15 protein-coding genes are annotated in these 18,329 nt (G+C 41.2%); 11 read left to right on the top strand and 4 right to left on the bottom strand.

The annotated features are described in order from the left end of the window. Positions 1-14 precede the first annotated feature (14 nt). The 3 genes from EHS13_RS31105 to EHS13_RS31095 are packed head-to-tail and all read left to right on the top strand — an operon-like array spanning position 15 to position 4,379. Positions 15-1,631: a response regulator gene (locus EHS13_RS31105; protein WP_155704098.1), complete on the top strand. Its 1,617-nt coding sequence runs from the start codon at positions 15-17 to the stop codon at positions 1,629-1,631. Beyond that, complete coding sequence (locus EHS13_RS31100) at positions 1,628-3,406, top strand: cache domain-containing sensor histidine kinase (protein ID WP_155704097.1); 1,779 nt, start codon at positions 1,628-1,630, stop codon at positions 3,404-3,406. Before EHS13_RS31105 ends, EHS13_RS31100 begins: the two co-directional genes overlap by 4 nt. Then, complete coding sequence (locus tag EHS13_RS31095; RefSeq protein WP_227013614.1) at positions 3,399-4,379, top strand: substrate-binding domain-containing protein; 981 nt, start codon at positions 3,399-3,401, stop codon at positions 4,377-4,379. Before EHS13_RS31100 ends, EHS13_RS31095 begins: the two co-directional genes overlap by 8 nt. 284 nt (positions 4,380-4,663) lie before the next feature. Here EHS13_RS31095 and EHS13_RS31090 read toward each other — a convergent pair whose 3' ends face one another. Both EHS13_RS31090 and EHS13_RS31085 read right to left on the bottom strand, forming a co-directional pair. After that, the gene (locus EHS13_RS31090; RefSeq protein WP_155704095.1) at positions 4,664-5,200 is read right to left on the bottom strand and encodes a C40 family peptidase; all 537 of its coding nucleotides are present in this window, start codon (positions 5,198-5,200) and stop codon (positions 4,664-4,666) included. A gap of 121 nt (positions 5,201-5,321) precedes the next feature. After that, positions 5,322-5,468, bottom strand: coding sequence for a hypothetical protein (locus EHS13_RS31085; RefSeq protein WP_155704094.1), 147 nt, complete (start codon positions 5,466-5,468; stop codon positions 5,322-5,324). 205 nt (positions 5,469-5,673) lie between these two features. Here EHS13_RS31085 and EHS13_RS37020 point away from each other — a divergent pair, with 205 nt between their 5' ends. From EHS13_RS37020 to EHS13_RS31055, 6 genes are all read left to right on the top strand, one after another. Then, positions 5,674-5,814, top strand: a complete 141-nt coding sequence (locus EHS13_RS37020) for a hypothetical protein (RefSeq protein ID WP_227013612.1) — start codon at positions 5,674-5,676, stop codon at positions 5,812-5,814. A 182-nt stretch (positions 5,815-5,996) separates the two neighbouring features. Then, positions 5,997-7,244, top strand: coding sequence for a cytochrome P450 (locus EHS13_RS31075; protein ID WP_155704092.1), 1,248 nt, complete (start codon positions 5,997-5,999; stop codon positions 7,242-7,244). Between the two features lie 267 nt (positions 7,245-7,511). Further along, a complete protein-coding gene (locus EHS13_RS31070) occupies positions 7,512-8,657 on the top strand; it encodes an immunoglobulin-like domain-containing protein (RefSeq protein WP_155704091.1) in 1,146 nt (381 codons plus the stop codon). Between the two features lie 164 nt (positions 8,658-8,821). Next, positions 8,822-9,496, top strand: a complete 675-nt coding sequence (locus tag EHS13_RS31065) for a DUF2238 domain-containing protein (protein ID WP_155704090.1) — start codon at positions 8,822-8,824, stop codon at positions 9,494-9,496. Positions 9,497-9,680: 184 nt separating this feature from the next. Further along, entirely contained in the window at positions 9,681-10,574 is an 894-nt protein-coding gene (locus EHS13_RS31060; protein WP_162463337.1) for an alpha-L-fucosidase, read from the top strand. Positions 10,575-10,586: 12 nt separating this feature from the next. Continuing rightward, entirely contained in the window at positions 10,587-10,964 is a 378-nt protein-coding gene (locus EHS13_RS31055; RefSeq protein ID WP_155704088.1) for a hypothetical protein, read from the top strand. Here EHS13_RS31055 and EHS13_RS31050 read toward each other — a convergent pair. Continuing rightward, a complete protein-coding gene (locus EHS13_RS31050) occupies positions 10,961-11,791 on the bottom strand; it encodes an AraC family transcriptional regulator (protein WP_162463336.1) in 831 nt (276 codons plus the stop codon). The two genes, EHS13_RS31055 and EHS13_RS31050, sit on opposite strands and share 4 nt — an antisense overlap. Positions 11,792-11,983: 192 nt before the next feature. On the opposite strand from EHS13_RS31050, the gene EHS13_RS31045 reads away from it, so the two are divergent. Next, entirely contained in the window at positions 11,984-14,293 is a 2,310-nt protein-coding gene (locus tag EHS13_RS31045) for a glycoside hydrolase family 36 protein (RefSeq protein WP_155704086.1), read from the top strand. 547 nt (positions 14,294-14,840) lie between these two features. On the opposite strand, the gene EHS13_RS31040 is transcribed toward EHS13_RS31045, so the two are convergent. Continuing rightward, positions 14,841-17,168 (bottom strand): helix-turn-helix transcriptional regulator, encoded by a 2,328-nt coding sequence (locus tag EHS13_RS31040; RefSeq protein ID WP_155704085.1) that lies wholly within the window; start codon positions 17,166-17,168, stop codon positions 14,841-14,843. A gap of 242 nt (positions 17,169-17,410) precedes the next feature. On the opposite strand from EHS13_RS31040, the gene EHS13_RS31035 reads away from it, so the two are divergent. Beyond that, complete coding sequence (locus tag EHS13_RS31035; RefSeq protein WP_155704084.1) at positions 17,411-18,319, top strand: ABC transporter permease subunit; 909 nt, start codon at positions 17,411-17,413, stop codon at positions 18,317-18,319. Positions 18,320-18,329: the final 10 nt, after the last annotated feature.

The raw sequence follows: 18,329 nt of genomic DNA, 5'->3' as shown, positions 1-18,329 counted from the left end.
TAGGGGGTAAACAGATGTATAGGATCATTATTGCTGATGATGAAGATGAAGTAAGAGAAGGCATCAAGCTTAAAACCAATTGGGCTGCTTGTGGATTCGAGCTAGTTGGAGACTATGATAATGGTCGAGAAATATACGAAGCTATGGAAACGCTGCAGCCTGATGTGATTATTACCGATATCTGTATGCCCTTTATGGATGGACTCCAGCTAGCTGATCTGATTGCCAAGCAATATCGCGATGTGAAGATCGTTTTTGTGACTGGATTTGAGGATTTTGAATATGCCAAGCAAGCGATTAAGCTCAATGTGAAGGACTATTTATTAAAACCGATAAATGCTCAGGAATTTATGAATCTACTGCTTAACATCAAACAGGAATTGGACGAGGAGCGTAAAAAGAAAGAGGATTTAAACGATCTTAGGATCCAATTGAATCAAAGCTTTCCGCTGTTCAGAGAGCGGTTTCTCGATATTATGATTACTACACGGATGCCAAGAGCGGAAATGGAGCGTAAATTTCGTTATTTTCATTTGTCGCTTTCAGGTCCGTCCTATATTGTGCTTGTTGCAGACATTGATGAGTTTATTTTGGATTCACTAGAAGACCCCGATACCGAATCCGAGCTGCTGCGCTTTGCTTCATTTAATATTTTTAAGGAGATTGTTGAGGATCAGAATGGCGGGATTGTTTTTCGGACGCGTGAGAATAAGATTGTTAACTTAATTGCTGGAGACGCCGAGGAGATTCTAACCCTAAGCCAATCCTTAGCTGAGAAAGCCAAATATAATATTGAGAAATATTTTAAAATAAAGCTGTCATGTGGAATTGGTAGAGTGGTGTCCGATATCGAAGGGCTGGGAAAATCCTATCAAGAGGCGCTTTCTGCGCTGGATTATCGCTTTCTGGTCGGGCGCAATAAGATTGTTTCGATTAACGATTTGGAGTTTGGTAAAAGCTCAGACTCGAACAGCTATAATGAATGGGAAAAAAGACTTTTGTCAGCGATGAAAACGGGCAATAGCGTTATCGTTTCGGAAACGATTCTCGAGTGGATGGAGGATCTCAAAAGCTCGATGTATTCGATCGAGAAATGCTATGGATTAATTCATAAGTTTCTGATTTCTTTAATGAATCTAGTGGAAACTACAGGGTTTGATCACTCTGTCATATTCCCCACAGATCCATTCTCACAAATTATTGGATTGAAGACTTTGGATGACGTGCAAGCCTATTTAATCAATACCTGTAAAGCAATCATCACTTATCTTTCGGAAAAACGGACGGATGTTACTAAATCGCAAATGCTGCTGGCTGAGGCTTACGTACTCGACCATTATGGCGAAGAGGAATGCTCGATTAATCAGGTTTGCAGCCATATTTATATGAGCATTAGCTATTTCAGTGCACAGTTTAAACAACATACGGGGAAAACCTTTGTCGAATATTTAACTCGTTTAAGGCTCGAGAAAGCCAAGGAACTGCTGCAGATCACCCAGCTAAAAACCTACGATATCGCATCTAGAGTGGGTTATGAGGATCCGCAGTATTTTAGTGTGATTTTCAAAAGAAATACGGGGATGACTCCAAAGGAATATAGAGCATTGAAGAAAGGAAGTCTCTCTGTATGAAGATCTGGCGTATTTTCCAATTCAAAAGCATTCATACGAATATTGCCTTTGCTTTTTCCATTATCATTCTCTGTACCACGTTGATTCTGAGTGTCACCTCTTATCGACTGTCTGCGGATGCTGTAACGGAAAATTCATTGGAATATACGGCTGAGCTTATTGAACAGGTTAATACCAATATTCAAACCTATGTAGGGAATATGGAGAGTATTTCGGCCCAAGCGATTGGTCATATTGCTCTCTCGATGCAGAACTCGGATGACATTGGACAGCCTTCAACAAATAAGCAAATTAGTGAATATTTTCGGTCTATTGTGGCTTCGCGCCTCGATATTGTTTCGATTGTGTACATTAATTCCAAAGGAGTTGTGGTCTCGGATCGCGAGACTCCTGCTTTTAAACCCTACAATGAGCTGATCAGTCAAGAGTGGTTTAAGGAAGCCAAAGAGGCAAAAGGGAAAGTCTCGCTTTCGTCGTCACATGTTCAAAGTATCTATAAAAAGGACTATAAATGGGTTGTTTCGATGAGTCAGCTATTGCCGGCGGGTACAAAGGTCAAAGGTGAGCAGGCTGATGGAGTCCTGCTGGTGGATCTCAACTATAATGTCATTACTGATTTGTGCAAACAGATTCATCTGGGCAAAAAAGGCTATATCTTCATTCTCGATTCAGAGGGTGAAATTGTCTATCATCCAGAGCAGCAGAACATCTACAATCATTTGAAGACAGAAGCGATTACAACGATCTTCAACTCCGCAGACAGCACGATTAAGACGGGGAAAACGAATGAGAATAAAATTTATACAATTCGTACTGCAAGCTTTGGTTGGAAAATAGTCGGGGTATCCTACCCGGATGAATTGGTCGGGAAAAAGCAGAAGATGCAGACCTCGGCTGCGGCATGGGGCTTGTTCAGCTTGATTATTGCCTTAGGCTTTTCTATTATATTCTCTTTAACCTTGACTAAGCCGCTTAAAAAGCTTGGAGCTCATATGAAGCAGGTAGAAACGGGAGATTTTGATACGCGGGTCACGATTGAGAGTACGAATGAGATTGGCAAGCTATCGCGAACCTTTAACATGATGATTGGCAAAATAAAAGATTTGATGCAGCAGATTATGGATGAGCAGGAAATGAAACGAGTTAGTGAACTGAAGGCACTTCAAGCGCAAATTCATCCCCACTTTCTTTATAATACTTTGGATTCGATTATTTGGATGGCTGAGATGGGCAAAGTGGAGAAGGTCGTGGAGATGACCTCCGCCTTATCCAAGCTGCTGCGGACAAGCATCAGCAAGGGCGATGAGCTAATCCCAATTTCAGTAGAATTGGACCATATCCAAAGCTACTTGACCATCCAAAAAATCCGCTATCGCGACAAATTTACCTTCACCATCGATATTGATCCCGATATTATTGAGTGCTTGATCCTCCGAGTTGTGCTGCAGCCCTTGATTGAGAATGCGATCTATCATGGGATGAAAGCTAGGGCGGATAAAGGATTCATTCAAGTAACGGGCCGCAAGGTCGATGGAATCATCGAACTGAAAGTAATGGATGATGGACCTGGTATGGACCCGGAAAAAGCACATAACCTGTTGCTAAGAAGCCCTTCCGAAGGCGGGAAAAGTATGGGACTCCAAAATGTAAATCAACGGATTACCTTGTTTTTCGGCAAAGCTTATGGGTTAACCTTTGAAAGTGAGCTAGAAGAGGGGACGACAGTAACCATTCGAATTCCGATTCTAATGCAGGAGGTAAGTGAAGGTGAATAAAACCAGATACCTATTTATAGTTGTAATTATAGTGGCTGTTGGCACGTGGGCCGGAATAAAGCTAATTTCTGATAATTTGGAGCCTGGGCAAGAATTGATTTATTTTGTGCCAAAAACCATGGATAGCCGAATCGAGTTCTGGCAGGTCATGAATCAAGGAATTGCCTCAGCGGCTAAAGAGTTTAATGCCGAAGTGCGGGTATTAGGAACAGACACAGAAACCGATATTGAAGGCCAAATTCGGCTTTTGGAACAGGCCATAGCTGCTAAACCAAGCGCAATTGTTTTGGCGGCAACCGACTATAACCGCTTAATTCCAGTTTCGCAGAAAATCCTCAAATCAGGCATAAAGCTGATAACAGTAGACTCTGGATTAAACGGCGGGATCTCAGCCAGCTTTATTGCTACTGATAATTTTGCAGCTGGTCAGAAAGCTGTGGCCAGCATCCAAAAATGGATTGCGGCAGATGCTTCCATTGCAATCATTAGTATCGTAAAAGGCTCTGCAACAGCATTGGAGCGGGAAAGCGGAGTGCGGGACAGCTTGAAGGCATACAAGGATGTAGAGGTTTTGGAAACCTATTATAGTGAAACATCGGAAGCTAAAGCCTACGACATTGTGAAGACTCTAATTCAGGAGAATTCGAAGCTAAAAGTGATCTTTGGGTTAAACGAACCGGCTACCGTTGGAGCAGCGAAAGCAATTAAAGATCTTGGGGTTGAATCACGCGTTAAACTAGCCGGATTCGATAGCTCGATGGATGAAATCGCACTGTTGGAGGATGGCTACATCCAGGCAACAGTTGTGCAGAACCCATTTAATATGGGGTATCTAGCGATTCAAACCGCGCTCCAAGTAAGCGATGGGAAGAAAGTTAATAATCGGATCGATACGGGTTCCGTTGTTATAACTAAAGAGAACATGTTTACTAAGGAGAATCAGAAGCTCTTGGTTCCTTTTGCGGAGAAGTAGCGATTTAAAGGCAGTGTTCAGCATAAATGTTGCTTAGCCGGTTCCCTTGTAACAATGAGACTGTTACGGACGTGAGAGCCGCTATTTCCTCAAAAGTGACACTTTTAAAGCGCTTACGGACGTCAGGTACGCTATCGACATAAAAACGCATATTTCTTCGCCTATTTAGGACAAATAAGTGCTCCTATGTCCGTTAACAAAAAACATAGGAGATAAATGTTGAAATAAGCGCTTCTAGGTCCGTAACCACGGCCATCCTATTCGGCGATACAGCGTGACAGTATTTATAGCACTCTTCTTGCAGTGATATAACGTTTCTGATAATCTGCTAAATTCAGATTACCAATGGTAACACCATTTGTAGAACCTGTCGTATTATGAATAAATTTTCCATTACCCATATAAATCCCTACATGATTGATTTTTCCTGCTTTACTTACACTAAAGAATATAAGATCGCCTTTTTGAAGGTTCTTTCTAGCGATATAAATTCCTTGCTTGCTTTGGGCAGTAGATCCCGATTTTAAATTAATGCCTTGTTTGGCAAATATGTATTTTGTGAAAGCTGAACAATCGAACAATAGCTGTTTAGGGTCATTTGCACCAAATTTATACTTCACTTTACCTATTGAGCTTTGGGCTGATGCAATAATCTTATCCGCTTTTTTCTGCGTTGATGAACTCGTTATTGCCTGTAAATTCACCCCTTGATTTGTAGAAGCTTGTACCCTAATATTGCTCATTAAAAAGGAACTAGAAAGTAAGATCGAAACGCATCCTACACCAACAATTGCTTTTTTAATTAGTTTTTGTTTAAACATGATTCCTCCTGAATTGCATATTTTAAGGATTTAATTAGTATATCATTCCAATTTTTAAGTTGTTAATGGTAAATCTGTCCACTAAATAATAAAACCGCCATTTGAATGGCGGTTGGAGAGATTATGGCTCATCGATATATTCTTCTTTAGTTACAATGTCTGGAGCTGGTTTTTTCTCATCTTCAAGCAAATTTTTATCCGTTTCACAGTTAACAATACATTTTAGTATTTCTTCGGAATTATCTTCAATATTAGTATATTCAACCATTCTAATTGCCTCCCCTAAGCGGATTTTCGATATGTAATATTACCGATCAAGCTATAGTTTAACCATTATTTAGTGGATTATCCGTGTTAGCAAAGAACGCAAAAAAAGCAATTGTCGCTTAGATGACTTTTGCTTTTTTATATTTTATTTATAGGAATACAAAATTACTGGTGATGATGCCCTGGCTGTCCATGGTGTTCAAGATGTGGGTGATGGTAGTGGTGGATGTGGTGGTGATGATGGTGATGAACGTGATAGTGGCCGTTATGATCTTGTTGAGGTTGATGATATACAGGTCCATGACCTTGTATCTCTGGACGAACTTCATTTTGCTGGAAAGGATTAAAATTTATATCATTTAGGTTTTGATCTGGGTTACTCATCGGTATCCCCCTTTCATTAGCTATGCCTCATACTATTCATTATCGAGTAACAAGGGCACTTATCTATACAAAATGGGCAATTGGAAGAATAAAACTCATATATTTAGGCACCATATAACGAAAAAATATAAACGGAGGAAAATATATGAAAAACGCGGTATATTCATCGTCTGAGATAACGGATTTTAAAACTAAATCCGAACATTTTCTTCCATTAGATTGGTATAAGAAAATGCTGGAGGAGAATCCGGTTTATTATCATGCAGGCACGGACACTTGGAGTGTTTTTAAATATGAGAACGTTAAACGAGTGCTGACAGACTATGCATTATTCTCAAGTGTTCGCCAACGTACCCTTGTCAGTGCCGGATCTGGTACAGAGGAAGGAACTTTTCCAGAACGAATAAATCTCCATGATAGTGACCCACCTGAACACCGGAGGTCACGTTCTTTACTTTCGGCAGCTTTCACTCCTAGAAGCCTACAAGCATGGGAGCCACGTATTGAACAGGTAGTGAAGGATTTGATTAGCGAGATGGAAGCTAAGACGGTGATAGATATTGTCAAAGATTTTACAACCCCGCTACCGATCATAATAATGGCCGAGTTACTTGGAGTTCCGCATAAAGACAAACTGCTTTTTAAGAAATGGGTCGACATTCTGTTCATACCGTTCCATAAGGAAAATGTTGAAGAAGTTAATCAGCAGAAGGGGAGGGCAGCAAAGGAGTTTTTTAGTTATTTGCTTCCTTTCATTGTCGAAAAAAGAACACAAATTTCGGACGACATTATTTCGGATTTGATTCAAGCTGATTTCGAGGGAGACAAGTTAACGGATGATGACATTGTTAGAATAACTATGTTTATTCTTGGGGCAGGCATAGAAACAACCAGTCACTTGTTAGCTAATTCATTCTACTCTTTGTTGTATGACGATCCTAAACTTTATGATGAATTAAGAAGCGATATCGATCTCGTACCTAATTTTGTTGAGGAGATGCTGCGTTACCGTTTTCAAATCAGCAAAATGGACCGTACTGTGAAGGAAGATAATAATGTCTTAGGTGTTGATTTGAAGAAAGGTGATGTGGTGGTTGCTTGGATGAGTGCAGCAAACATGGATAAGGATGTCTTTGAAGATCCATTTACATTAAACATTCACCGTAAAAACAACAATCGACATCAATCGTTTAGCAATGGACCGCATATCTGCATCGGTGCACCTCTAGCGAGAATGGAAGCTAACAAAGCTTTTAGAATTTTTATTGAAACATTCTCTCACATTGAACCTGTCCCTGGGTTCGATTTGGAGTCGAATTTAAAGCTCGCAGCTGCTGGTCAAACCTTATTGAGCTTACCAATGAAGGTACTTCGCTGGGACGAGCCCGAATAGATAACCGGATTATAAAAAGTAGAGTCAAACACGGATAAACCCTTCTTTCTTAGAAGGTAGGGTTATCTGTGTTTGACTATTTCATAAGTACTCAAACATGACTTAAGTCATATTTTTGAGCATATTATGTAAAATAATGGTGGGATTATTACTTTTGTAGTGAACTTCATCATCTAGTATGGAACCTTATTATTACTTATAATGGAGTTAATCAATAGGAATGCAAGTCTGATAGATTTAAAATATAAATTCCAAGGAGAGTGATTTATGATAAACAAATTAAGATTACTCACATGTTTGCTGCTAATTTGTGTTAGTATACCCGTTAATTTAACATTTGCTGATCCTCCTTCTATTGATCGTGAAGGAGATGGTATTCATATTGATGATATTGTTTTTTATAATCTATCTCATTCAGGAGATTCTTTAGAAATACGAAATTTATTGGATCAGATTGTCCCAATAGTAGCGCCAAATGGTGGCCCTGGCCCAGTGGGATACACCTTTTGTGCGTATGAAGGTGGAACGTGCAGTTTTTCTGGGACCGCGATTGTAGCGTTTGGAGCAGAAGCAGGTGAAGTGGGAAATAAAGTGGGCTATTATAGTTATAAAAATTTCAGATCGACTACTTCTTGCGACAATGGAATATTTGGAGATCCGATAGGTGGCGTTCAAAAGTCCTGTTACTATCTTAATGTAGCTGACACAACGTCTCCTGTTCTGACCATGACCGGAGAATTAACGGTTAACTTGACGTACGGAGCGAGTTATGTGGATTTAGGAGCAACAGCAATAGATGATTTCGATGGCAATCTAACAGGGAGCATCGCCGTCACAGTCAGCAACAATGTTAATGAGGATACAACATTGAATACCTCAGTAGCAGGAACCTACACTTACCATTACAATGTGAATGATTTGACGGGAAATCACGCAAACGAAATAAAAAGAACTGTAGTAGTTGCAGCAGAAACATCAACACATGACCCACTATTTAATATAGCGATTGGAGCTACAGCAACAGCTTTAACTACGTATGAAGGCTATTCTGCGGCAAAGATTAATGATGGGAGTAATGATACTTCATTGGGTCAACCCTATAGTTGGACAAATCTCGCTGTTCCTGCATTGCCGCAATGGATTGAATTGGATTGGGGTGTGAATAATAAGACTTTTAATCGGGTTGAGCTCTATACGAGCAGCGGCTATGAAATAAGGGATTATCAAATTCTATATTGGAATGGTTCTTCTTGGGTGGATCTATTCACAGCGGAGACAGGAAATACATCCGTACATCGCACGCACATTTTTACTACTGTAACGAGTTCAAAAATACGTGTGGTAGGCAATAGCGGACCCTCGGGTCAACTTCAACACATTCGGGTCAATGAGTTAGAGGTTTATTTGGATTAGTCGAATAAAGGTATGAGAGCACCCTAACAGGTGTTTTTTTTTTATGTGAAAAATAAAGATCCTTAGTAAAAATCGGAATATTATGGTATTTCCAGGGGCAATTTAACTACAGCGAGCCGATTTTCAGTCTAAAGAAATTAATTTCAAACTAAGGAGTGGCCTTCATGCTTCGTTCTACAGAACATGATCGAATTTGGTCCAGGTTGTTTCGAAATCACAATACCCCGTTTACACACAATCGCCCCCTACATATCATGATCATTGTGTTTATGTTTATTTGGGTATTAACTGCCATTCATCCTGTAGATTTGAAAGATTGGATAGTCGAAAATGTCCCATTAATACTTTTTATTGGCGGGCTTGCCTTTCTATACAGAACCTTTGCATTCAGTAACTTGTCTTACCTGTTGATAATGGTCTTTTTAGTACTACATGCGATTGGTGCCCACTATGCTTACCAGCATTCACCGATAGATAGTTGGTTTAAAACAGTATTTCATACTAAACGTGGGGTTTATGACCGTATTGTACATCTAGCATTTGGCCTACTAATTGTCTATCCGACAATGGAAATTACCGTACGTATCATGAAACTGAGGAGCGTTTGGTCATACGTAGTCACTTTTGGATTAATCATGGCTTCGGCAGCTTTCTTTGAAATTGCAGAGATGCTGGTGGTCACACTTCTGGCTAATCCAAAGCTAGCAGCGAAGTATCTAGGATTTCAAGGTGATCCAATGGATACTCAGAAGGATATGCTGATGGCTATGATCGGTGCTATTCTGGCAATTGGGGTAATAGGTTTTTTGCAATATCGCAGGAGTTGCAAGAGGAAGTAGAGAAATTATTAATCCATAAAAATATGTATATTATTATCATGAATTATCGGTAGGAAGACTGTACAAATAAGGTTGGCGTATTGATATAATGGGGCTCAAGTATACTACAGATGAGATAATTGATGCTATAAACGAACATGGGTATAGAGCAAGAACAAAAGGAAAGTGACAGGAGATGAATATTATGAATTGGTTCTTAAAAAGTCATTATGGTCTTTTCTCACATTTCACGTATCGCAATAGTACAATCCATCAAACCATTTTTCCGGATGGTAAGCATCCTGCGAATTTGGATGAGCTTGGGAATAATTTTAATGCGGTGCAATTTGCTGAGGATGCCGATTTGTTTGGTGTCGAATATGTGGTCTTTACTGCATGGCATGCTGCTATGAATGTACTCTATCCAAGTGTTGCAAATGATTCATGGCGACCAGGGCATTCAACGACCCATGATGTAATTCAAGATTTGATTAATGCATTAAAGCCTTATTATATTAAATTAATACTGTACATACATGTTACGGATGGTATGGATTTTACTGATGCTAACCAAACGGCAACCGGATGGGACGATTCGTCGAACAGCTACCTTGTATGGAATAATTATGTGAATGATGTCATCGCAGAAATGGGTAATCGGTACGGCACTGGAATCGATGGTTATTGGATTGATATGGTTTTTGATACTACTTCATTTGGTATAAAAATTGACAAAGCCAGACTTCGCACAAGCCTGCTAGCTGGAAATCCGAACCGAATTATAATTGGCAACGGTGGCTATGGCGATGGTCCTATTGTTTCTGATGGCGTAGTAACCGATTATGTAGCGAAGGAAATGTTTAATATACCTGTAGATAATGGTGACTGGCAAGCTACTAATAATCATATCGCGACAGTAACAACAATAAAAGGCAACGACCCTCACTACTATTGGTGGGCCTCCATTCCGCAAGGGATCAATGCCCTCTTATATACTCCGGAAAATATGTTCCGATTCACCGTATTGCAAGCAGGTGTGAACCGAAATGGTGGGGGTATGCTTTGGGATGCGGGTAATTATGCGGGCTTTGAAGCTTAATGGGAAGACGGTGTGAAAACAGGCTTAATTAAGCTTGGCGGTTATATCAATGCCGTTGGTGTTTCCTTAAAAAATGTTTATTCAAGCACATCCTATGTAAGTGAAAGTGGTACCACACTAAATAGTTTAGCTAATGGCATTGTTGCCACCAAGTCAATTGACGATACAGTCGAATATATCCATATCTTGAATCCGCCAAGCGGTGACGTATTGTACTTACCTGCACCTAGAGATGGTAAGCAATTCATTAATGGGACTATTTTAAGCAATGGACATGCAGTAACTATTTCGCAAAATATATCAGGTGTGACTATCACCAAATCCGTGACTGATGTTTGGAGCAGCTTGGATACAGTGATTAGAATGGAAGTAAGCAGCGCCACAATCTAATAACGTGTATTTCGATACTCAGTTGGGGTAAGACCCATCCATTTTTTGAACTGTTTTGAAAAATAGAGCGGGTCGGCATATCCAGTTGCAGCAGCCACTTGTTCAATTGAGAGATGACCGTGAAGCAGAGACTGGGCGCGGCGCATTCTTATTTGAAACAAATAAGTCATAGGTGCGGTGCCGGTATATTTATGAAAAAGCCTTGTCATATGAGAACGATGATACCCAATCGTAAGGGCTAGCCGCTCTATGGAAATAGGTTCATGATAATGGGTATTCATCCAACGGATCGCTTTGGCTATGTTACCTGCTCCTTCATTGCTATTTTTCAGAGGTATAGCTGTATGCAATGATTTGCCATATTCAGCGATTAAAAGCTGGGTATAGGCTTGTGCTTGAAGTTCGGCAATAGCGGAACGGTCAAGAAAATGGCGCTCGATAAGCCGTAGGAAGGCTGAAATTCTGCGCTTACCCTTTGCTTCAACGACGGGCATATCTATAGAAATCCCCATTTCGTCCAACATCTGATAAGCTGCACCACTGCGGAAGCCGACCCAGTAATAATGCCAGGGTGAGTCTATACTGGACTCGTAGTCAACAAGCTCATCTGGAAAAATAAAAAAGCTGCTGCCTGCACTAACCGTATAGCGTTGCCCGCGGCACTGAAAGAAACCTTGCCCGCTTACTACATGATGAATGAGACAATAGTCAATAATCTGGGCACCGACGCGGTGTCCTGGTTTTGTTATGTGTGAACCGGCGGTAAGCACCGTAATGGAGCTTGATACCGGGTTGGGTGCTAGAAATGAGATATGCGAAAGAGACATTGGATTCCTCCTGTAAATCATAAGTGTGCATGTACGCCTGCAACATTTGTCCATATATATGCTTGGATTGTCTCTGTTAATAGGTGCGGTTTAATTCTACAATAAGGTTACTAGACTAGTGTAAGTAATTTCTTTTACGAGAGCAATTAATATTCGCAGATTGATTATTGTAGCGAAAAGGAGCAGGGTTAAATGTCAGCTGAATGGATGCATACCAGTTTCGAGGACGGGAGTCTTTCCGCCCAGTGGAATCAGATTTCGTTAAGTGGAGTTAAACCGCAGGCGACATTATGGATTGGGGAAACGGAGCATTTCTACCAATGGAAACCAGTGGAAATGCCGGAAGCGCTTATAGCAGATAGAGAAACATTCGCAGGTGCAGCAACGGATTATCAATTCATCTGGCGTGAAGAGGCTGGTTACGAGTGGTTCTGGTCGATAAGTATACTTAAGGATAAACCAGGTTTTACGGTCAGGGCAACGTTTACCAACCATTCCGGGGAGCCGATTCGCTGGAACAACTTTACATTGCTTCATTCCGTGGATAAAGGTCTGGCTTGCAAGGGAGATCCTTCATCATGGCATTTATCGCCATTTGCCCACGATTTGAGGGTAGGTCATTTGGGCGAAACATTAATAAGCAGCAACGAATCGACTGTTGCGATGTGGGAGGGGTTCGGTATGCCTGTCCCTCATGCGCTGGAAACCGGAAGCAAAGCAAATGACGGACGATGGCGCAGCTACGAGGATTATGCATCGCTTTATACCGATCAAGGCAGGCAAGGGATTGTAATTGGAGCGGTTGGAGCACCGGAAGCGGATATTCGTCTTGATTTTCAAGTTACGAAAGGAACAATGAAGCTGGTTGCCACTAGTGAAATGTCCGGGATTATAGTTTATCCTGGTGAAACTCGTGAAGCTCAGGAGCTGCTAGTGTTAGGTGGACCTTATGTGACAGCTGCTGAAACAATGCTGCGTTGGACGGCGAACACTCATGGAGCACGTACCTCAGCAGGAAGCCGGTTTGGTTGGTGCAGCTGGTACGATTTGATGGATAAAATTACAGAGTCTTCGATCCTTGAAACCACGGAGCGCATAGCTGATTTGAAGCAGCGATTGCCATTTGACGTTATCCAAATTGACGATGGCTATCAGCTTGAGACCGGTGATTGGAGGTGTAATCATAAATTTCCTAATGGCTTGTTGCCTATAGTCCTTAAAATCAAGGAAACCGGTGCAGAACCAGGTATTTGGCTAGCTCCTCTGGCAATGCATGACCGCTGCGGTCTGCTGGGCTTGAAACCGGATTATTTTCAGCGAAACGTTAAAGGCGAATTGGAAGGCCAGGCTAGTAACTGGGGCCCTACATCTCATTGGCTTGATCCAACTCATCCGGAAGTAAAGGCAATGCTGCGGCAGATGATCCAAGACAAGAAAGCGGACGGATTCACCTATTTCAAAATAGATTTTAATACAATCGGGCGTAAAGTCCGACTTTATGATAAGCATAAAACAAGACTGCAAGCTTTCCGCGAGCTTTATCAGCTGTATCGTGAAGAGATTGGTGAGATGGGCTATCTGCTGGCTTGCTCCGGTTTCACCCGAGGTGTTGCTGGGTATGCAGACTCAGCACGAATCGGTCCAGATTCTGCAGCTTTCTGGTCAGCAGCGCATTCTTGCACTATATTGGAATGTATTCGTTCTGTCGGCATGAATGCTATTGCCAATGGGATATTGTTTGCCAATGATCCAGACGTCACCTATATCCAGCCGCGCAATGCATTGACGGAAGATGAGTTGCGGACGTGGCATGGCTTCGTTGGCCTATTAGGAGGACTGTCGCTCGTGTCCGAACCGCTGCAACAGACTACTATGCAATCCCCGGAAGCCATGCGCAAGCTGGAATGGCTTCGGCCGTCATCACCTGAGCGAGGTTTGCCGCTCCGACCGGGCACTGAACGGAACACTAATCATTTTGGGTTCATTTCAACCCGAATGGAGGGAAACCGCTTCATAGCGATACAATTATTCAATGATGCAGAGCAGTCAACGGATATACCGTTAGATTTCCCTGGACTTGACGAGTTTGATAATAAGTTTCATGCGTGGTCGTTCTGGGATGGTGCCTATATAGGTTTAATAGACCGCTCCTATATCAGCCGAGGTATTCCGCCACATGGATCGCGCCTGTTGCGATTGACAGCCGCGAATAGTACCAGTCATCCTTTATTAATCGGCTCAGATCTTCATATCTCACTGGGAGCAGCTGAGATTGCCGAGGTTAGAAGTGATGCTGAAGATTCGACGTATGAGATTACGTTCACCGATGCGGGTACACGATCAGGTAGGTTATATCTCTATGCGGAGCAGAAAGTTTCGCTTATAGCAGCTAATGGTTGTAACTGCTCGGTTCACGCAACCTCAACAGATCATGTATGGTCCATCGCAATTGAGGGAAGAGCAGGGAATGAGCAGTGGGTCAAGCTAGGGGGATCGGATTAAGCACGAACCTTAATGAAAGCAATGAAAGCAATAATCATTCATTCACCAATATAAAGCTGTAGTGGTAAAAAGTATCGTTACAAAGATAAATTAGTAGAAGTAACTTGCTGTAGCGATATAAATTATCGTTTGAGTAGCAGTGGATGAGTGGTGGGAGCGGGTCTAGTGCTGTAACGATATTAAATATCGTTACAAAGATAAATTAGTAGAAGTAACTTGCTGTAGCGATATAAATTATCGTTTGAGTAGCAGTGGATGAATGGTGGGAGCGGGGTCTAGTGCTGTAACGATATTAAATATAGTTACAAAGATAAATTAGTAGAAGTAACTTGCTGTAGCGATATAAATTATCGTTTTAGTAGCAGTGGATGAATGGTGGGAGCGGGGTCTAGTGCTGTAACGATAAAAAGTATCGTTACAAAGATAAATTAGTAGAAGTAACTGGCTGTAGCGCTATAAATTATCATTAGAATGGCCGTTGGTAAGTGGAGTGTGCTGTCCCTAACTAATTCAAAAAGAAGACCGCCCGAACAAAAGGCGGTCTTTCCTATTTTTCAACAAAGAGTGCGGCATATTCTTTCGGCGTAATTCCATAACGGCTTTTGAAAAGCTTGTAGAAGTAGGATTCATTCTCATAACCAACTTTATTAAGAATGTCATAGACACTCTTGTTTGTATTTTTCAATAAATAGGCGGCTTCTTTCAGGCGTACTTCAGTGATAGAATCACTAACGGAAAGACCGGTATTTTCTTTGTAGATTTTGGCAAGCTTGCGTGAAGGTACATTTAGAGCGTCGGCAATCTGATCCAGGCAAAGTCCATTGTCGATATAGCTGCTTTGAATAATTTGATTGGCTGTATCGACAAGCAGCTGCTCTGTATTTACACTAACCTTATTCTCATCTGTGTCGAGCTTGTCATGCAGTGCGGCATGTAGCTTGTTGAAGCATTCATCAATAGTTTCGTATGTACCGATTGACTTCAATATTTCCAGCAAGTTGTAGCTGTCGTTCGTATCCGTTGTATTCATAGAGCGCAACCGATTTCGAATGGCATCAATTAATTGCAAGAGCGAGGACATTAGAGACTCATATTGCATTCCGCTTAACTCCAGACGAATGCTTTCCAAAGCAAGTCTGATCCCCGCCATATTGCCTGTATCTATATTCTCCATCAAGGCTGCCTCAAGCTTCTTAGACAAGGAGCTAAGCTTATTAGCTTCATTTGCACCAAGCAGTTTGTCCGTAATCAACCCGCGAGGTCCATAGACAAACCTGTAATGTGAATTATAAATTAAGCTGCGGTACGCTTCAGGCAGCTTGGAAAAGTCACCCGCCGAACCACTGACCGTTATAGTAACGGATAAGCTGCAATAATGTAAAATGTTCGCTTGCGCTTCTTTAATTTTGGCTACAAGTATGTCCTTGTTAGTTATTTCATTTCGGTAGGGGAGCAAAATAATAAGATCCTTATCGTTTAGCGAAACTTCTTTGACATTACCAAGCGAGATCACGGTTTCCTGAAAAATGTTAGCGACAGCATATTTAAGCAGGTTGCGGTCATGCAGATTGTAATTTTGCTGGAATTGGGTGAATCCGTCAATCTGGACCAGGATGAGCAGATAAGAATTGTCGTAACGGAAGTCTGAGTCCTCTTTGCCGAAGGCATCTTCGAATTTAGCTCTGGATATGAGGTTGTTATCGGTCAGTATGCTTTTCAAAACATAGGATTTCATAACCTGCTGCACATTTTGCTTTTCTGCATTATATTGCTTCAATGTTGCAGACAAGTCTCGATACGTATCGCTCAATAATGAAATTTCATCCACGCCTTGCAGAGGAACTGTTAACGGAGATACTTGTCGGATAAGACGCGAAATAGGGTTATAAACAATACTCGAGACCATCAGGGAGAATAGTAACGCCAAAAGCACGGTAATGAAAAATATGGTTAGCAAAAGCCAGCGAAACGTCTTTAAATACTTGTAGACTATTAGGGTAGGCTGTATTTTGAAAAAAGTAAGCTTCTGGTTAGGCAATTGCAAGTAAGTAATGACATAGCTTTGTCCTTCAAGCTTTTGTTCGAACGAGCCCGATCCTGCCTTGTCGCGCTTCAAATGATCCTGATATTCACGCAGCAGCGATTCCTTAAGGTTAGGGACGCTGTTTTTTTGCTCGAGAAAGCCACTGATATCACTATAGATAAAGATACTTTCCTCTGCTTTTTCATTAAAAAGATTAATTTGGTTGATATTCTCATAGATCCAATCTGCATTGATATTAATGGCAACCGCTGAATCAATCTTTGCAGGCTCCCCCGAAGTTTGGTAAATCAAATAGGTAAAGACCGTTTCTCCCACCACTTTGGCACCAAAAGTATTGTCAAGTGAGCGAATGATCGGTTTCATTCTCGGTGTATCCGGATAATTGGCAATCATTTCTTTCATGCCCACGTCATTGAAATCAAGTCCTTTCCCAGCATAAAAGATGCGGTTGTTATAGCTGTTATAGAATCCAATCGAATGAATAAAGGAATTGGAAGCGATTACCGATGTCGTTATGCGATTGATTTGGTTGTAAATTTCATCGTATTGCAAATTACCGGTATCGTTAAGTATGGTTGAAGATTCAGGATTGACAAACAGGTATTTAGTCAGATTTTGCACAGTGGAATCCATGAGCTCAAAATTGAAACGGGTTTGGTTCAGCAATTTCGCATTATTGGCCGTTTCTATTTGAAAAAGCATTTGTTTACCATAAATATAAGAAGTAATGAATAAAGCTCCGACGAGGATAATCACAAAGATGCTTACCGAAAGCATTATGCGCAAATAATATTTCTTTCTATATAATGAAGACGTTTTCGGAAACTTCATGTGGTTACTCCGTTCTCTGTTCTGTAAGTGTCTAGACTCTAATGTTACTTATTCTACTGCCTTTGTAAAGGGTTTTAACGATTTTTACAGTCGATGACAAAATGTACAGTGCCAAATTGCAGGCCGTTGTCAATTTGTGCAGTTCCGTAAGTGAGAGGCATCTTGCATAATAAGGGTATCAAACCGAAGTCAAACAGAAATCAGCTTTCAGAAAGGGATCATGAAACCATATGAGCAAGACAATGAGCAGACGTATACATCGTTTTAAAAGCAGCCTAGGACTTTCATTTCTGGCATTACCGGCATTTCTCTATATTCTAATATTCAGTTATATACCCTTGTACGGTCTGATACTTCCTTTTAAAAATTATACCTTTACAAAAGGTTTCTGGGGTAGTCCATGGATCGGGTTTACGAACTTTGAATTTCTGTTTAATTCAGATTTGCTGTATATTCTCCGGAATACGGTGGTTATGAATGGATTATTTATCACAATTAATGTAATTGTTGAGGTTGCCGCTGCCTTATTGCTGTTGGAGATAGGCAGACGAGCAACCAAGACTTATCAAACAGTGCTGTTCCTGCCTTACTTTATTTCATGGGTAATCGTTTCCTATGCAGTATATGGTTTTTTGGATCCGGATCTTGGATTAATCAGTAAATGGCTAACTGCATTAGGCAGTGAACCCATTATGTTCTACAACGAGCCCAAGTATTGGATTTTCGTATTGGTCATCGCTCATGTATGGAAATTTCTTGGTTATGGTACTTTGATGTATTATGCGGCGCTAATGGGTATCGATCCAGAGTATTACGACGCTGCCAAGATCGATGGGGCGAGTAGGCTCCAGCAAGCGATCCATATCTCGATACCGATGATCCGACCCATCATTATTATCATGGTTATTCTCAGTATCGGCAACATTTTTTACGCTGATTTCGGACTATTCTATAGTGTGCCCCGGGACAGTCCGATGCTATATCCAACGACAGATGTTATTGATACCTACGTTTTCAGGGCATTGCGTTCGCTCGGAGATTTTGGGATGTCATCAGCAGCAGGCTTGTTCCAATCCATCTGTGGGTTTATTCTCGTGCTGCTGTCAAACTATCTCATCGGTAAAATCAGCAAGGACGACAAATTATTTTAAGGTGGCATGA

The sequence above is a fragment of the Paenibacillus psychroresistens genome (genome assembly GCF_009728935.1).
GTDB classification, from domain to species: domain Bacteria; phylum Bacillota; class Bacilli; order Paenibacillales; family NBRC-103111; genus Paenibacillus_AC; species Paenibacillus_AC psychroresistens.
The sequence above is the reverse complement of the archived record's forward strand: the minus strand, read 5'-3'. Positions and strand labels throughout refer to the sequence as shown.